Source organism: Cupriavidus cauae, from assembly GCF_008632125.1.
GTDB classification, from domain to species: domain Bacteria; phylum Pseudomonadota; class Gammaproteobacteria; order Burkholderiales; family Burkholderiaceae; genus Cupriavidus; species Cupriavidus cauae.
The window spans coordinates 173,568-188,016 of record NZ_VWRN01000045.1; the positions used below are offsets into that span (position 1 = coordinate 173,568).

Annotated in this window: 11 protein-coding genes; 4 read left to right on the forward strand and 7 right to left on the reverse strand. The window is 69.4% G+C overall.

The window, feature by feature from the left end; genetic code table 11:
• The first annotated feature begins 93 nt into the window (after nt 1-93).
• Nucleotides 94-573 (forward strand): carboxymuconolactone decarboxylase family protein, encoded by a 480-nt coding sequence (locus F1599_RS16885; RefSeq protein WP_149316061.1) that lies wholly within the window; start codon nt 94-96, stop codon nt 571-573.
• Between the two features lie 112 nt (nt 574-685).
• On the opposite strand, the gene F1599_RS16890 is transcribed toward F1599_RS16885, so the two are convergent.
• The 4 genes from F1599_RS16890 to F1599_RS16905 form a co-directional block, all read right to left on the reverse strand.
• On the reverse strand, nt 686-2,485 hold the full coding sequence (locus F1599_RS16890) for a methyl-accepting chemotaxis protein (protein WP_150083831.1): 1,800 nt from the start codon (nt 2,483-2,485) through the stop codon (nt 686-688).
• Nucleotides 2,486-2,723: 238 nt separating this feature from the next.
• A complete protein-coding gene (gene treF / locus F1599_RS16895; RefSeq protein WP_150083832.1) occupies nt 2,724-4,505 on the reverse strand; it encodes an alpha,alpha-trehalase TreF in 1,782 nt (593 codons plus the stop codon).
• On the reverse strand, nt 4,492-5,259 hold the full coding sequence (locus tag F1599_RS16900; protein ID WP_150083833.1) for an SDR family NAD(P)-dependent oxidoreductase: 768 nt from the start codon (nt 5,257-5,259) through the stop codon (nt 4,492-4,494). The genes treF and F1599_RS16900 overlap by 14 nt, the downstream gene beginning before the upstream one ends.
• Nucleotides 5,260-5,434: 175 nt before the next feature.
• Complete coding sequence (locus F1599_RS16905; protein ID WP_150083834.1) at nt 5,435-6,703, reverse strand: Bcr/CflA family efflux MFS transporter; 1,269 nt, start codon at nt 6,701-6,703, stop codon at nt 5,435-5,437.
• Nucleotides 6,704-6,857: 154 nt separating this feature from the next.
• On the opposite strand from F1599_RS16905, the gene F1599_RS16910 reads away from it, so the two are divergent.
• Entirely contained in the window at nt 6,858-7,433 is a 576-nt protein-coding gene (locus F1599_RS16910) for a TetR/AcrR family transcriptional regulator (RefSeq protein ID WP_150083835.1), read from the forward strand.
• A gap of 24 nt (nt 7,434-7,457) precedes the next feature.
• Here the strand turns inward: F1599_RS16910 and F1599_RS16915 are convergent, their stop codons facing one another.
• Entirely contained in the window at nt 7,458-8,822 is a 1,365-nt protein-coding gene (locus F1599_RS16915; RefSeq protein WP_150083836.1) for an SGNH/GDSL hydrolase family protein, read from the reverse strand.
• 206 nt (nt 8,823-9,028) lie between these two features.
• Here F1599_RS16915 and F1599_RS16920 point away from each other — a divergent pair, with 206 nt between their 5' ends.
• Nucleotides 9,029-9,934, forward strand: coding sequence for a LysR family transcriptional regulator (locus F1599_RS16920; RefSeq protein ID WP_150083837.1), 906 nt, complete (start codon nt 9,029-9,031; stop codon nt 9,932-9,934).
• 45 nt (nt 9,935-9,979) lie between these two features.
• Here F1599_RS16920 and F1599_RS16925 read toward each other — a convergent pair whose 3' ends face one another.
• Complete coding sequence (locus F1599_RS16925; RefSeq protein WP_190286386.1) at nt 9,980-10,873, reverse strand: LysR family transcriptional regulator; 894 nt, start codon at nt 10,871-10,873, stop codon at nt 9,980-9,982.
• A 91-nt stretch (nt 10,874-10,964) separates the two neighbouring features.
• On the opposite strand from F1599_RS16925, the gene F1599_RS16930 reads away from it, so the two are divergent.
• Nucleotides 10,965-11,822, forward strand: a complete 858-nt coding sequence (locus F1599_RS16930) for an NAD(P)H-dependent oxidoreductase (RefSeq protein ID WP_150083839.1) — start codon at nt 10,965-10,967, stop codon at nt 11,820-11,822.
• A 70-nt stretch (nt 11,823-11,892) separates the two neighbouring features.
• On the opposite strand, the gene F1599_RS16935 is transcribed toward F1599_RS16930, so the two are convergent.
• Nucleotides 11,893-14,367 carry a penicillin acylase family protein gene (locus F1599_RS16935; RefSeq protein WP_150083840.1) on the reverse strand — a complete coding sequence of 825 codons (2,475 nt, stop codon included), beginning with the start codon at nt 14,365-14,367 and terminating at the stop codon, nt 11,893-11,895.
• Between the last annotated feature and the right edge of the window lie 82 nt (nt 14,368-14,449).

The following is a 14,449-nucleotide window of genomic DNA, read 5'->3' on the forward strand; positions in this document are numbered from 1 at the left end:
GCCCACGTTTTTTGAGGCGGGCGGCCGCTGGCCGCCGCCGTGATAACCCTTGCGCCCCGAACGGTGCGCAGCCATTTCGACCAGGAGAAAGCCATGACCCAACGCCTGAACTACATCCAGCAATCGCCCGAGCTGTTCAAGGCCTATCTGAATTTCAGCAACGCGATCGATGGCGGCGCGATCGAGCGATCGCTGCTCGATCTGGTATCGATCCGCGCCTCGCAACTGAACGGCTGCGCGTTCTGTCTCGACATGCATGTCAAGGAGGCCAAGCTGCACGGCGAGCGCGAGCTGCGGGTCTACCATGTCGCCATCTGGCGCGAGTCGACGCTGTTCTCGCCGCGTGAGCGTGCGGTGCTGGAATGGACCGAAACGCTGACGCAGCTGCCGCCGCACGGCGTGCCGGACGACGTCTACGAGCGCGTGCGGGCCCAGCTGTCGGAGAAGGAGCTGTCCGACCTGACCTTCGCGGTGATGGGCATCAACGGCTGGAATCGCGCCAACGTCGCGTTCCGCACGGTGCCGGGGTCGGCGGACAAGGCGTTCGGCCTGGACAAGGCCGGGCTGGAATAAGCCGCGCCGGCAACGCCGGCCAACCGATCCGTCCCCCCCTGCCAAAGCGGGAAACCCCGGGGCGTCGCAAGACGCGGGGTTCCTGCCTGCGCGGGGGACGTCGTGATCCGCTTCAAGCCAGCCGGAACAATCCCACCGCCCCCGCCAGCTTGTTGGCCTGCGCCTGCAGCGCCGACGCGGCCGCCGACGACTGCTCCACCAGCGCGGCGTTCTGCTGCACCATCTCGTCGAGCTGGCCGACCGCCTGGTTGACCTCCTGAATGCCGCGCGTCTGCTCGATCGCTGCATTGGAAATCTCGGAGATCACGGTGCTGACCTGCGAGACATTGCCGACGATCGCCGTCATCGTCTCGCCGGCCTTGCGTACCTGGCTCGAGCCCGAGGCCACCTCGCCGACGGTCGATTCGATCAGCGTCTTGATCTCCTTGGCGGCCTGCGCGCTGCGCTGGGCCAGCCCGCGCACCTCGCCGGCGACCACCGCGAAACCGCGGCCCTGATCGCCCGCGCGGGCTGCTTCCACGGCCGCGTTCAGCGCCAGGATATTGGTCTGGAAGGCGATGCCCTCGATCACGCCGATGATGTCGGACACCTTGGCCGACGCGTGCTCGATCTTGTCCATCGTGCCGATGACCTCGCCGATCACCACGCCGCCTTCGGAGGCGATCTGCGAAGCGGCGACCGCGGAATCGTCGGCCTGCCTGGCGGACGTCGCCGATTGCGCCACGGTCGCGGTGATCTGCTCCATCGACGCGGCGGTCTGCTGCAGGCTGGCCGCCGCCGACTCGGTGCGCTGCGACAGATCCAGGTTGCCGGCGGCGATCTCGTCGGCCGCGTGGCGCACCGATTCGCTGGCATCGCGGATCTGGCGCATCACCGTGCACAGCTTGTCGACGAAGGTATTGAACGCCCGCGCGATCTGCGCGACCTCGTCCTTGCCGTCGGCCGGCAGGCGGCGCGTCAGGTCGCCATCGGCCGAGCCGATCGCGTCCATCACGTCGCGCACCTGCGACAGGCGGCGGAACGAGGCCGCCGTCGCCATGCCGGCCAGCGCGGCGGCGACCAGCGCGATCACGATCAGCGTCAGTGCGGAGGCCATCAGCACCGAACGCATGCCCGCGGTCGCTTCGGTCTTGTCCAGCGCGATCACCGCGATCCAGTCGGTATTCGGAATCGCCCGGGCGCGCAGCAGCTTGGCGGCACCGCCGACCTGCACTTCGGTCGGCGCGGCGGCCGTCAGCAGCGCGGCGAGCTGCGCGGCGTCGAGACCCGGCACCAGATCGGCGACGGGCTTGAGCGTCAGCTTGTCGTCGGGATGCGCGACGATCAGCCCACCTTGCGTGACCAGCATGCCGAAGCTCGACGGCGTCGGGTGGATCGCCTTGACGTTGGCGATCACCCGGTCCATCGCCACGTCGCCCGACACCACCGCCTTGACACCGCCATCGGCGACGACGGGCGCGGCAAAGGCCACCACCAGCTTGCCGCTGCCGGCATCGACATAGGGCGGCGTCACCACCGGCTTGCCCGCCGCGGCGGCCTGCCGATACCACGGACGGCCGGTCGGATCGTAGTCCGGCGGAATCCCGGTCGGATTGGAGAACATCGCGCGCTTGTCGTCATAGCCGACATAGACGTTGACGAAGCCGCCGGCGTCCGCGACCTGCTTCAACGCGGCCGACGGATCGGCCTGCAGCACCGCGTCGCGCAGCGAGGCAATCATCCGGCCATGACCGTCGACCCAGTCGGCGATCGCGCCGGCATGGCCGGCCTGCAGCGCGCTCAGCGAACTGTCGATCGCGGTGTCGTTGTAGGAGTCGGCGACCGCGTAATTGACGGCGGCATTGACCGCGAGCGCGGCCACGACAATGCCCACGCACAGCGCGACGATGCGCGCGCGGATGGAGGAGAACATACGAAGCAAATTCCAGGAAGGGGCCGCCATCGATGGCGCCGGCCGGTTGACGAGGCCTGCGGTAGCAGACGCGATGGCTAACGGCGGGGATTGGCCAAACTTCACCCTGGCTTCTGTATGGAATTGCCTATGCAATGATTCGGTGTGACGAGTTGCGCATGACACCCCGAGCACCGGTCGATGCAGCGCGGATGCCAGTGAACGCTGCCCCTGGCCGCCGTTCCTTGCTTGCCGCTTCTTAGTTGCCGTTCGCGCCAACCCCGGCCCGCGTCCCCGCCGCCGGATGCTCCGGATAGTGCTGCAGCAGCATTGCCACCACGCCGTTGGTCCAGCCGAAGCCGTCCTGCAGCGGATATTCGCCGCCGCCGCCGCCAAGCGCATGGCGGCCCTTGCGGCGCAGCCGGTATTTCTCGACCAGCTTGTATTCGCGCCGATAGAGGCCGGCGACGGTGGACAGCCAACGGTCGGCGATCTCGTGCGCCAGCGCCTCGTCGCCATGGCGGCGCAGGCCCTGGATCGCCAGCCACTGCAGCGGTGCCCAGCCGTTCGGCTGGTCCCACTGCTCCCCCGATCGCACGCAGGTCGTGGCCAGTCCCCCTTCGGCGAGCAGTCGCGCCCGCAGCGTGGCGCCGATGGCGGCCGCCTGTTCATCCGATGCCAGCCCGACGAACAGCGGCATCACGGTGGCCGCGGTCAGGCACTGCCGGCGGGCGCCGCGATGCCAGTCGTAGTCGACGAAGGCGCCCAGTTCCGGATGCCACAGATGCCGCTCGATGGCTTCGCGCCGTGCGTGCGCCATCGCGGCATAGCGGGCCGCGCCATCGGCATCGCCGGCGCGTTCGCACAGCGTCGCCAGGCGCGTCTCGGCATGCCACAGCAGCGCGTTGAGGTCGATCGGCAGGATCGCGGTGGTGCGGATCGTCGACAGCGATGCCGGCGTGCCGGGGGCCGACTCGTCGAGCCAGCGCGAGCTGAAGTCCCAGCCCGATTCCGCGGCGGCGCGCAGATCGCGAAAGACAAGGTGGGCCGGCCGGTCGCCGCGGTGCGCGGTGACGACGTCCTCGAGAAACGATTCCTCGCGCGGCCGCGCATGGTCGTCCCAGTAGCGGTTCAGCAGGCTGCCGTCCGGCAGCCGCACCGCGCGCCGATGCGCGGTGCCGGGGCACAATCGTTCGGCGCCGTCCATCCAGAACGCGTGTTCGGTGCGCAGATGCGGCAGGTACGCATGCGGTGGTTCCACGCCCTGCGCCTCGAACAGTTCCGTCATCAGCGTAAACACCGGCGGCTGCGAACGGCTCAGGTAGTAGCTGCGCGTGCCGTTGGGCACCAGCCCGTAGCTGTCGAGCAGATAGGCGAAGTTGTCCGCCATCGCCCGCACCAGATCGTGGCGGCCGCTCGCCTCGAGGCCCAGCATCGTGAAGTATGAATCCCAGTAGTACAGCTCGCCGAAGCGGCCGCCGGGCACGACATAGGGGTGAGGCAGCGGCAGCAGCGAGCACCACGGCGGATGGTCGATCGGATCGCGCGTCAGCACCGGCCACAGGCTGTCGATATGTTCGCGCAGGGATTGGTCGGGGTTGGAGACGTAGTGGCTGTCCGGCACGGTGCTGCGCGCGAAATGCTCGGCGACGAAGGCCTCCAGCGAAAAGCCGGGAAGATCGCGCTGCCGTTGGTACCGGGCCAGGATCTCTTCGGGCGGGGCGAGGGGCAGGCAATCGGGAAAGGTCTTGCTGTCGGCGAAGATGCCGCTGGCCTGCACGCGAACGAACAACTCGCCATAGCGTTCGGCCGGGGACAGCGCATCGGCATGCGCGCATCCCTCGAGCCGGTGCGGCGGCGGGCAGGGCAGCCGGGTGACCGCCGGCTCGCGCGTGGCGGCTTCCGCGGCGGGATGGACGCCCTCGGCGACAGCCTGCGCATTGGGCCCGTCCGGCGCGGCCGGCGTGACGGGCGGGACGGCATGCGCGGTGCCGGAGGGGCTGTCCTGCGCCGCGCGGATCGCGTCTCTATTGCTCCGCATAGTTCCACAGCAGCCCGCCGTCGATCACCAGCGTGGCCCCCGTGATGTAGTCCGCGTCGGCGCTGCAGAGGAAGGCGGCCAGCCCCGCCACGTCGCCCGGCTCGCCCAGCCGGCCCAGCGGAATATTGGCCAGCAGCGCGCGCAGCTGGTCGGGGCGTTGCTGCAAGCCCTTGTTGATCGGGGTCTGGATCGCCCCCGGCGCGATGTTGTTGACGGTGATGCCGAGCGGCGCCAGCTCGATCGCGAGGTTGCGCATCAGCATGCGCAGTCCGCCCTTGCTGACGCAGTAGCTGGTGAAGTTGGGAAAGGGCAGGTCCTCGTGCACCGAGCTGATATTGACGATCTTGCCGCCGCGGCCCTGCTGGCGGCAATGCTGCACGAATTGCTGCGACAGGAAGAACGGGCCCTTCAGGTTGACGTTCAGCACGCGGTCGTAGTCTTCCTCGGTGACCTCGCCGAACGTGGCACGGATCTCGATGCCGGCGTTGTTGATCAGCGCGTCGATCGAACCGGCGGCAGCGGTGGCCTCGCGGAACAGGCGCTCGACCTCGCCCACGCCGGCGACATCGCCTTGCACCGGCCATGCCTGCGCGCCGGCCTCGCGGATCTGCTTGCACACCTGCTCGGAGCGTTCGTCGAGCCGATGCACCGCCACCACCACGTTGGCGCCTTCGCTTGCCAGCCGCAGCGCGATGCCGCGGCCGATGCCGGAGGCGGCGCCGGTCACCAGCACAGTCTTGCCTTGCAGTCTCATCTGCGCACCTCTTGACGGTGAGGCCGCCGAAACGGAAGCGGCCGATCCTGCGGGACAGGTATCCCGGTGTGAGTCGGTGCGCCGGCGTGAAGTTCCGGCCCGCTCGGGCAAGGATGGGACTGGCTGAGACCGGCTGAGCCTGGCGGAAAATGGCTGAGAAAGGCCTCAGGCGGTGCTATTGCCCGGCTTTCACCGGGCTGCGGGTTTGCAGGAACAGCAGCAGACCGAGGACCGAGGCCGTTGCAATGACCATGCCGAGCAGGCGTGCCGGGGCGTCGGAGGGCAAGGACGCCAGCGCGGTACCCAGCGCGGCGCAGAACATCTGCAGGAAACCCAGCAACGCCGAGGCGGCACCGGCTTCGCGGCCGAAGGGCTGCAGCGTCATCGCGGTGGCCAGCGGATTGACCAGCCCCATGCCGAACAGGAATACCGCGATCCCGCCGACGAAGCCCGCCAGCGATGTCCCCGGCACGGCCATCAGCGCGGCGCCGCCGGCGGCCGCGATCACGATGCCGGACAAGGCGACCGCCCGCAGGCCACGGGCCTTGGCGAGCCGCGGCGCCAGAAAGCCGGCCGCAAACACGACGAACACCGTGATGGCGAAGAACAGCCCCAGCGCCAGCGAAGACAAGCCGAGCTTGCCCATCAGCACGCGCGGCGCGGCGGCGAAGAAGGTGAAGGTGTTGCCGGTCATCAGGCCCACCGCGCCCGCCGACAGGATGAAGCGGCGGTCGGCCAGCAGCGCGAGATAGCCACGCAGGACCTTGCCCATCGACACCGCCTGGCGGCGATCGGGTGCGTGGGTCTCGCCGGTCGAAAGCCGGTAGTGGAGCGCCAATGCCGCGCCCGCCACTGCCAGCGCGACAAAGACCGAGCGCCAGCCGAGCCGGCTGTCGAGCGCGCTGCCGATCAAGGGCGAGAAGCCCGGCGCGGCGGCCATCGCCACCATCGTCAAGGCGAGCGCGCGCGCCAGCGCGGCGCCATCGAACAGGTCGCGCGCGATCGCCCGGGACAGGACCGAGGCCGCGCAGACGCCGAAGGCCTGCACCACGCGGCCGGCGATCAGCATGCCCAGCGTATCGGCGGCGGCACAGATCAGGCTGCCGGCGATAAAGACGGCCAGGCCGCCGAGCACCAGGGGCTGGCGTCCCCAGCGGTCGGACAGCGGACCGGCGACCAGCTGGCCGATCGCGAAGGCCAGGAAGAAGCTGCTGAGCGCGGCCCCCAGTTCGGCCACCGGCACGCCGAGGCTGGCGCCCATCGCGGGGAAGGCCGGCAGGATGATGTTGGTGGCCAGCGCGCCCAGCGCGGCGAGGCCGCCGAGCATCGCCAGCGTGCTGCCGGTCAGCGTGCGGGTGGTGGGAGCGGTAGGAGTGGCGGGGCTGGCGGCGGTCGCGGCGGCGTTGGCAGCGGTGATGGCGTTGGCGCCCGCGTCGGCTGGCATGTTCTGCATCCTGTTTCTCCCGGCACGCTGGTCAGCGGCGTCGGCAAGTGGTTATGATGGTGATCGCAATCTAAATGCGTTTTAGATTTAGATCAACATCTATTTTTGGGCGGAGCGCCGAAGCGGCGACCGCGCCATATGACAGGAGAGCAAGATGCGGGTCAGTCGCGCACAGGCCGAGGAGAACCGCCGGCGGGTCGTCGAGACATCGAGCCGGCTGTTTCGCGAGCATGGTTTCGACGGCATCGGCATTGCCGACCTGATGAAGGCGGCGGGCCTGACGCAGGGCGGCTTCTACAAGCAGTTCGCCTCGAAGGAGGGGCTCGCGCGCGAGGCGAGCGAGCAGGCGCTGGAGGAAAACCTGGCGTTCTGGCAGCGGATGCGCGAGCAGGGCGGCGAGCAGGCCTTCGCCGCCTTCGTCGAGCGCTATCTGTCGGCGACGCACCGCGATGCGGCGGACCGCGGTTGCCTGCTCGCCGCGTGCAGCGGCCATACGCGCCATCGCGCGCAACCGGTGCGGGCCGTGTTCTCGAAGGCGGTCGAGGACTATGCCGGCCTGCTGACCGAGATGAAGCGGCAGGCGGGCGTGGAGATGTCGCGCCCCGAGGCGCTGGCCGTGCTGTCGCAGATCGTCGGCGCGCTGATGCTGTCGCGCGCGGTCGACGAGCCGGCGCTGTCCGACGAGATCCTGCAGGCGGCGGTGGCGAGGTTGACCGACGATCGCCGATAGATTGCGCGGCGCCGGCAACGCCGTTCAGTCGGTCGCGGCGCTTGGTGCGACCGCTGCGCCCACGGCGACCCCGGCGACCGCAGCTGCGGCGACTTCCGCCATTCGTCGATAGCCCGCATCGCCCGGATGCAGATGGTCGCCGCTGTCGTAGCGCGGCAGCATTGCCTCCGGGCGTGCCGGGTCGCGCAGCGCCGCATCGAAATCCGCGACGGCATCGAATTCGCCGCTGTCGCGTATCCACGCATTGATGGCTTGCCGCAGCGCTTCCTTCCGCGGCGGCGCGTCGTAGCCGCGGATCGGCGTGCCGGCCAGCGCGCCGGCGAACGGCGTGATGGTGGCGCCGATCGCGCGAATGCCCCGTTCGTGCGATCGCCGGATCAGCGCGCGATAGCCCTCGATCATCGCGGCGGGGTCCGGTAGCGGCGTCCGCGCGGCGAAGGTCGAGCCTGGCCAGCCGATGTCGTTGATGCCGATGGCGACGATGACCGCGCGCACGCCCGTCTGGCCGAGAACGTCGCGCTCGAAGCGCGCCAGCGCGGACTCGCCCATGCCGTCGCGCAACAGCTGCCCGCCCGAGATGCCGGCATTGAGCACCGCCAGGCCCTGCGGCGCGAGCCGTGCGGCGAGCCCGTCGGGCCAGCGGCGATTGGCGTCGACCGTCGAGCCATTGCCTTCGGTGATCGAATCGCCGATCGCGACCACGGCCCCCGCGCCGTGACTCGCCTCTACCTCGATGGCGGCGAGGAGCAGCCTGCCGCTGAAGGACGTTGCATCCGGCAGCGTGGCATCGCGCGTGGCGTCGCCCGGTGCCAGCCACGCGGTCTGCCGGCCATCCCAATGAAAACCGCCGGGCCGGAACGGCTTTGGCAGGTGCAGGCTGACCGCGAGTTCGCTCAGCGGCGGCAGTGCAAGCTCGATGGCGTCGCTCGTTACGGTGGCACCGGCCGGGATCGTGATCGACGGACTGCCGCCGAAGGTCGCCGCGCGATCGGTTCTGGCATCGATGCCGCCGCGCCCGGCGGCGAGCGCAATCCGCGCCGCGCCGATCGTCACCGGCTCGCGTCCGTATCGGTTCGACAGCACCAGGCGTGCACGCGCGCCGCCGACGCTGATCCTTGCAATCTGGCGCAGCGTCTGGTTGTCGAGCCGTGCCGGCACGCCGGTCGGCAGCGGCAGTTCGCCGGCCTGCCAGACCGGCTGCTCGCTGGCGGTCCAGGTCGGCAGCCAGTGGGCCGTGGGCGTTTCGGTGGCGAACGCGGCAAGCGCCGCGGTGCCCAGCGCGATGGCGGCGCAGGTGCGCAGCCAGCGTTGGCGGAGGGCACGGGGAAAGGCACGGGCAAGGGCACGGGGAAAGGCACGGGGAAGGGCATGAGCAAATGAGGTCGGCATGGTTCGAATCGTCCTGTGGAAGCCCGGCCGCAAGCCGGTACAGGCGCCAAGCTACGGTATGCCGACATCTTGCAGAAGATGGCAGAATGGCATGTCGGTCATTCGATGTTGGAATGAGCGACCCACGATCCGTTACCCGCAACCCGCAACCCGCAACCCGCAACCCGCTACGCGCGTTGCGGCTCAACCCTGTCAGGAACTCCTTCATGGACACCATTCGCGCAATGCAGACCTTCGTCCGGGCCGTCGAACTGGGCAGCCTGTCGGCCGTCGCGCGCGAACAGCAGGCGTCGCAGCCCACCATCAGCAAGGTGGTGGCAGCTCTGGAGAAGCAGCTCGGCGTACGGCTGCTCGAGCGCAGCACCACCAGCCTGTCCCCGACCGAGGCCGGGCGCCGTTTCTACGAGCGTGCGCGGCGCGTGCTGGAGGAATTCGGCGAGGCCGTCGGCGATGCGCAGGGGCAGGCCGAGCGTCCGTCCGGACTGGTCCGCCTGAGCGCGCCGGTCAGCTTCGGCGTGCTGCGCCTGAACGCGCTGGTGCTGGCGTTCCAGCAGCGCTATCCCGAGGTGGAGGTCGAACTGCTGTTCGACGACCGCTATGTCGACCTGGTGGCCGAGGGCGTCGATCTGGCGCTGCGGCTCGGGGCGCAACTGCCGCCCAATGTGGTCGCGCGGCGCATCGCCGTGTCGCCACGCATGCTGGTCGCGAGCCCCACGCTGATGGCGCGGCACAAGCGCGTCCGCCATCCTGCGGACCTGGCGTCGGTGCCCATGCTGCGTTTCACGTGGCTGGCCGGTGGCGACGCGATCGTGATGGAAGGGCCGAACGGCCCGGCCACGATCGAGGCGCCCTGCCGTTATCGCGTCAACAACTCGCTGGCGATGCGCGAGGGCTTTGTCGACGGCGCCGGCTTCGGACTGACGCCGGCCTGGCTGGTGCAGGATCTGCTGGACGACGGCACGCTGGTGCGCGTGCTGCCACGCTGGCATGGCAGCGCGCAAGACGCCTTCCTCGTCTATCCGAGCCGCCGCTATCAGCCGGCCCGCGTGCGCGTGTTGATGGACTTCCTTGCCGAGCGCATGCCCTTGCTGCCCGGTATGCAGCCGGTGTAAGGCTGCCCGCGCAAGCTGCCCGGGCAAGGCTGCCCGGGCCGGGAACTACACCGATGCCACGATGGTGTCGCGCAGCCAGCAATGCGCGGGGTCGCGATGGACGCGCTCGTGCCACAGCATCGACATCTCGTAGCCCGGTATCTCGATCGGGGCTTCGACCACCTTCAGACCGGCGGCATCGCGCACCAGGCGCGACGGCAGCATCGCGACCAGATCGGTGCTGGCCAGCACCGACAGCACGAACAGGAAATGCGGCACCGACAGCACGACCCGGCGCGACAGACCGCGCGCGGCCAGCGCCTCGTCGGTCGGCCCATGAAAACCGCCGCCATTGGGCGACACGATCACGTGTTCGAGCCTGCAGAACTGTGCCGGCGTCGGCTTGCGCTTCAGACCCGGGTGGCCGGCGCGGCCGACCAGCACGTAGCGCTCGGTAAACAGCGGCCGGCGATGCAGCCCCTGCGGCGCCCCCTCGGTCGTATGGAAAGCCAGATCGATCTGTCCCTGTTCGGCCTGCCGCGCCAGCAGCGACGGCACCGCCTGCACGACCGCGAGGCGGGTGCCGGGGGCCATCGCGCGCAGGCCGCGCAGCAGCGGCAGCACGATGGTGGATTCGGCGTAGTCGAAAGCGGCGATGCGCCAGGTGTCGGTCGCCAGCGCCGGATCGAACGGACCCTGCGGAGATACCGCCCGCTGCAGCGCCTCGAGGGCTTCGCGCAAGGGTTCGCGCAGCGCCTCGGCACGGGCGGTTGGCCGCATGCCGCGCGGGCCCGGCAGCAGCAGCGGGTCGCCCAGCGTCTCGCGCAGCTTGGCCAGCTGCACGCTGACCGAGGGCTGCGACAGATGCAGCCGCTCGGCCGCACGCGTGACATTGCGCTCCGCGAGCAGGGCGTCGAGCGTGATCAGCAGGTTCAGATCCAGCCGTCCGAAATTGTTCATGACAATACCTGGAATTTCAGAAATTCATTTCCAATATAGCGGACGCGACCCTAAGCTGGCCTCCTCTTGCAATGGGCAATGGAGGCTCACGATGAATGTTCTTCTGGTCTATGCGCATCCCGAACCGCGCTCGCTGAACGGGGCGATCCGCGACTTTGCCGTCCAGCGGCTGAACGCGGCCGGTCATACGGTGCAGGTATCCGATCTCTACGCGATGCAGTGGAAGGCCACGCTCGACGCCGCGGACAACCTCGACCATCGGGCCGGCGAGCGCTTCGATGCGTCGCTCGACTCGAAACACGCCTTCGAACATGGCAGGCAAAGCGAGGACATCGCCACCGAGCAGCGCAAGCTGCTGTGGGCCGATGCGGTAATCCTGCAGTTTCCGCTGTGGTGGTTCTCGATGCCGGCGATCCTGAAGGGCTGGGTGGAACGGGTCTATGCCTACGGGTTTGCCTATGGCGTGGGCGAACACTCGGATGCGCGCTGGGGCGACCGCTACGGTGAGGGCACGCTGGCCGGCAAGCGGGCGATGCTGGTCGTCACCGCCGGCGGATGGGAGTCGCATTACAGCCCGCGCGGCATCAACGGGCCCATCGACGACATCCTGTTCCCGATCCAGCACGGGATCCTGCATTACCCCGGCTTCGATGTGTTGCCGCCCTACGTGGTCTACCGGACCGGCCGCGTCGATGCGGCGCGCTTTGCCACCATCCGGGAGGAACTCGGCCAGCGGCTGGATCGGCTGGACACGACGCCGCCGATTCCGTTCCGCCGGCAGAACGGCGGGGACTATGCGATTCCGCAGCTGACCTTGCGGGATGACCTGGCACCGGGCCGGACGGGGTTTGGGGTGCATGTCTCGCCAGCGCCTGCGGAGTCGCCGTCGCTGTCGCTGTGGCCCTCGCAGGAAGCCGTCGCGCCGCCGTCCCTGCAGGCGGTGGGCTAAAAAAAACGGGCGTGCACAAGGCACGCCCGCTTGCCGCATCTTCGACGTCAATCGATGCGGTGGTGACGCCTTACCGCGGCGTCAGCTCGATCCGCTTCTCCGCGGCACGTTCGACCGCCTTGCGCGAATACACCAGCGGGAACGTCTGCCCCTTTGCCCAGATCGGTGCGAGATCCCGATAGTGCGGATTGCCGGGATCGCCCGATTGGCCCGGGGTATTGACGACGCGCCCCTGATCCCAGTTGCCGACGTCCAGCACCATGCGGAACGACGCGCCCGCGGTCAGGTGATAGTCGCTGTTGCGGTAGCTGGTGTTCATCGGCGTGAAGGCAGACCCGCCGATGCCGCCCGCATCGACGTTGTACTGGGCGCGCGTCGCGTCGTCGACGATGTTGGCGAGCGGATGGCGGAAGATCGCGCGATGCAGCGTGCCCCAGGTCGCCAGTTTTTCCGGCGAGGGCGAACGCCGCTCGAGCTCGGCCATCGCGGCCTTCAGCGAGGTCAGCATGACTTCGTCGCGCCGCGCCGTCGGCATCCACGTGTCCGGCTGTTCCAGCACCGCCAGCACGCGCGCCGCATCGCCGGCGCCGACCAGCTTGGCCGCGTCCTCGGGCAGCGCGGCGCGCACCACCGCCTGCCGCAGATGGTTGCTGAACCAGATCTCGAACAGCGCGGCCGGCACGCTGTCGGCGCGCACATTGCCGTCCCAGCCGCGCAGCAGCGCGACCGCGCGCTGCACCTGCGGGTCCTGCAGCAGCGATGCCGCGGCGCCGGCATTGCCGACGGTGCGCATCACGGCCAGCGTGCGCTGCGCGGGCAGCGACACGGTGTCGTTCTGCCAGGCGATCGAATCGCGCAGCGAGCTGACCGGCGCGGCGGCGACCAGGCTCTTGAGCCGGCGCGCGCGCGAGCTGTCGCTCCATTCGTAGCCGACGCCGAGCTTCGCGGCCGGATGATCCGGCGGAATATTGTTCTCGTTGGCCGTGACGATATGGCCGGTGGATGGGTTGTAGGCCCACGGCAGCTCGTCCATGTTGCGGTAGCCGGCCCACTCGTAGCGGCCGTCGCCCGGTACCGGGAACAGGCCGTCCCAGTTGGGGCGGATCACGGTCAGGCCGCCCGGAATCCAGCCGATATTGCCGTTGCGGTCGGCATAGACCTGGTTTTCGCCGGGCGCGCCCCAGCGGTTCATCGCCGCGCGGAACTGGTCCCAGTTGGTCGCGCGCATGTAGTCCATCGAGCCGAAGTAGGGCGCCATGCCGGTATCGAGCCAGGCCGCGCGCAGCGCCCAGGCGCGATGGCTGGCGTCGTCGGCATGGAGCACGGGACCGTGGCGCGTGAAGTCGATCGTCACCGTGCGCGGCTCGGCCTCGCCGCGGACAGCGATCTTCTCGGTGATGGTCTCCATCGGCTCCCAGCGGCCGCGATAGCGGTAGGACTTGGGCTGCGCGGGATCGGTCTCGTAGACGTACAGGTCTTCCTGGTCCATGTAGAAGCGCGTCAGGCCGAAGGCGATGGTGCCGTTGTGGCCGATCGAGATGCCCGGCAGGAAGGGCTCGCCGGCGCCGATCACCGACAGGCCGGGCGCGTTCAGATGCGAGACATAACGCAGGCTGGGCGCGCCGTGCGCCCGGTGCGGGTCGTTGGCGAGGATGGGGCGGCCCGTGGACGTGCGGCTGCCGGCGATCACCCAGTTGTTCGATCCCAGGCTGCGGCCGGTGTCGCTGTTCGCGTCGACGGCGGCGTAGAGCTGGTCCACCGGCACCGCATCGGCGCTCGCCTTTTGCCAGGCTTCCTTGGGGAAATTCGCCGCGGCGGTGGCCAGCGTATAGGCCTTCTTCAGCGCGGCGGCGGGCACGGCGCAGGGATCCAGTCCCTCGGGCAGCGTCGGCGTGATCGGCGGATCGAGCTCGCGCCGCAGCCAGTCCGCGCGCGCCGCCTGCTCCTTGGCCTGGCAGTACAGCGTGGCGCGGTCGACCTCGCCGGTGAAATTCAGCGTCAGGCCGTGGTGGCGGATGCGGACGATGTCCTCGGCGCGCCAGCGCGAGGGCTTGTAGCCAAGCTGCTTGAACTCGCGCGGCAGCAGTTCGGGCTGCGCCTCGGTCAGCGCCACGTAGGCGTTGACGCCGGCGACGAAGGCCTCGGCCACGCGCTTGGCGTCGGAGCCGTAGGCCAGCCATTCGCGGTACATGTCGCCGCGGTACAGCACCGCCCGCGCCATGCGGTCGCCGTCGACATAGGTCGGACCGAAGTCCCTGGCCATCTCGCCGAGCCCGCGCTTGCGCCACAGGTCGATCTGCCAGAGCCGATCGCGCGCGGCGATGAAGCCTTGCGCGTAGAAGGCGTCGTACAGCGTGCCGGCGTAGATATGCGGCACGCCCCAGCGATCGATCAGGATGCTGGCCGGCTTCTCCAGGCCGGGGGCGGCATAACGGTCGGTGGGCGGCGCTGCCGACGCGGTGCCTGCCAGCACGGGAAGGGCAGCGGCGACGAGGGCGAGGTGGCGGAGCAGGGTGGCGGCGGGCCGCCGGCGGACGATGCGCATCGGGTCTCCTTGCTTTGTTGGTCTTGGTGGAGCGCGTGCCGGAGGCTGGCTCAGCGGAATCCGGCCACCGAAGCATAGCCGA

What these genes read in the sequence shown, in the direction of transcription:
- F1599_RS16885 (WP_149316061.1), top strand. Translation starts at nt 94, where the DNA reads ATGACCCAACGCCTGAACTACATCCAGCAATCGCCCGAGCTGTTCAAG.
- F1599_RS16890 (WP_150083831.1), bottom strand. Translation starts at nt 2,485, where the DNA reads ATGTTCTCCTCCATCCGCGCGCGCATCGTCGCGCTGTGCGTGGGCATT.
- treF (WP_150083832.1), bottom strand. Translation starts at nt 4,505, where the DNA reads ATGCGGAGCAATAGAGACGCGATCCGCGCGGCGCAGGACAGCCCCTCC.
- F1599_RS16900 (WP_150083833.1), bottom strand. Translation starts at nt 5,259, where the DNA reads ATGAGACTGCAAGGCAAGACTGTGCTGGTGACCGGCGCCGCCTCCGGC.
- F1599_RS16905 (WP_150083834.1), bottom strand. Translation starts at nt 6,703, where the DNA reads ATGCCAGCCGACGCGGGCGCCAACGCCATCACCGCTGCCAACGCCGCC.
- F1599_RS16910 (WP_150083835.1), top strand. Translation starts at nt 6,858, where the DNA reads ATGCGGGTCAGTCGCGCACAGGCCGAGGAGAACCGCCGGCGGGTCGTC.
- F1599_RS16915 (WP_150083836.1), bottom strand. Translation starts at nt 8,822, where the DNA reads ATGCCGACCTCATTTGCTCATGCCCTTCCCCGTGCCTTTCCCCGTGCC.
- F1599_RS16920 (WP_150083837.1), top strand. Translation starts at nt 9,029, where the DNA reads ATGGACACCATTCGCGCAATGCAGACCTTCGTCCGGGCCGTCGAACTG.
- F1599_RS16925 (WP_190286386.1), bottom strand. Translation starts at nt 10,873, where the DNA reads ATGAACAATTTCGGACGGCTGGATCTGAACCTGCTGATCACGCTCGAC.
- F1599_RS16930 (WP_150083839.1), top strand. Translation starts at nt 10,965, where the DNA reads ATGAATGTTCTTCTGGTCTATGCGCATCCCGAACCGCGCTCGCTGAAC.
- F1599_RS16935 (WP_150083840.1), bottom strand. Translation starts at nt 14,367, where the DNA reads ATGCGCATCGTCCGCCGGCGGCCCGCCGCCACCCTGCTCCGCCACCTC.